The sequence below is a fragment of the Desulfonatronospira sp. MSAO_Bac3 genome (genome assembly GCF_003838035.1).
In the GTDB taxonomy this organism is placed as follows: Bacteria; Desulfobacterota; Desulfovibrionia; order Desulfovibrionales; family Desulfonatronovibrionaceae; genus Desulfonatronospira; species Desulfonatronospira thiodismutans.
In genome coordinates, this window is sequence record NZ_QYZY01000051.1 from 1 (window position 1) to 1,083 (window position 1,083).

Genomic DNA, 1,083 nt, shown 5'->3' on the forward strand with positions numbered 1-1,083 from the left:
CAAAGATAAACTTGTCGTGACTGTCTGCCTTCTGCAGAAAATCCTTGATGGCTTCAATTTCACCCCTGCACTCAACGCCTATCTTAAGACTGGTTATATCCCCCTGTGTGCTGCGGGACATGACCCTCAGACTGCGGACATTGAGTCCTGCTTCATTAGCCAGGTCATCCACCAGGTTGTGGAACTGGGCTTCTGCCAGGGAAAGGGTTGAGGCCTGGATCAACCTGGAAGCGACATACTCATTTTCAAATTCTGAAACAACGGCATGCTCGGCCCTGTATTTGTCGGCATCGGCCAAAAGGCTGCCCTTACTGTTCAAACGGGTCATTTCCGCCTGGATATCATTTTGCAGTCCTTGCTGATAGCCGTCATAAATGCTCAGGCCGTAGCGCCCCATGCTAAGAATCAGCAGCACCAGCATAACCCCCAGAAGGGCCAGCCTGCTTCTGCTTTGCCCTGCCATGCTCTGTTTAAGATTGTCCAGTATCTGGTTGATATTCATTACTTCACCTTTGCCACAAGGGTAAATCTTTCCATGTTGCCCGATCTGCTGACCGATGACCTGAATTCAACCTCATGAAACCCTGGCGAATTCTCCACCGCCTCCAGAGCAGAGGTGGCTGACTCTGCTTCACCCTCGATGGTCACCTCGTGCCCTGACATTCTCAGTGATTGAACCCAGCCGGTTTCCGGTACAGCTTCTGTAAGTTCAGCCAGGATATTAACGGCCGAAGGATATTCGTTTTTCATTTCTGCCATGGTTTCCAGCCGGTTTATCATGCGCGCGCTTTCTTGTCTGAGAGTTGTCAGTTCTTCTGTTTCCTGACTCATCCCCTCTATCTGACGCTCTATCTTGGTCAAATGTCTGCTCTGCCCGGCAAGCTTGGAGATAGGCAGAACCATCAGACACACCAGAAAAAAGATTATGCCGCCGTACATGAGATACCCGGCAATCACCTGCTGCTTGATAAAGGAGCGGGGCAGAAGGTTGATCTCGTAGCCTCCTCCATTGCGGCCTGGAATGGCATTATTCTGCCGGCCGTTCCAGTCCAGACTTTCCGTGGACTCAGGACTGATGTCCAG

Annotated in this window: 2 protein-coding genes; both read right to left on the reverse strand. The window is 51.2% G+C overall.

From position 1 onward, the window contains the following. A partial coding sequence (locus D5S03_RS01505) for a GspMb/PilO family protein (protein WP_287042475.1) occupies positions 1–502 on the reverse strand: 502 nt, incomplete at its 3' end. Then, on the reverse strand, positions 502–1,083 hold a 582-nt coding region (locus tag D5S03_RS01510), incomplete at its 5' end, for a PilN domain-containing protein (protein ID WP_287042476.1). The genes D5S03_RS01510 and D5S03_RS01505, both read right to left, overlap by 1 nt.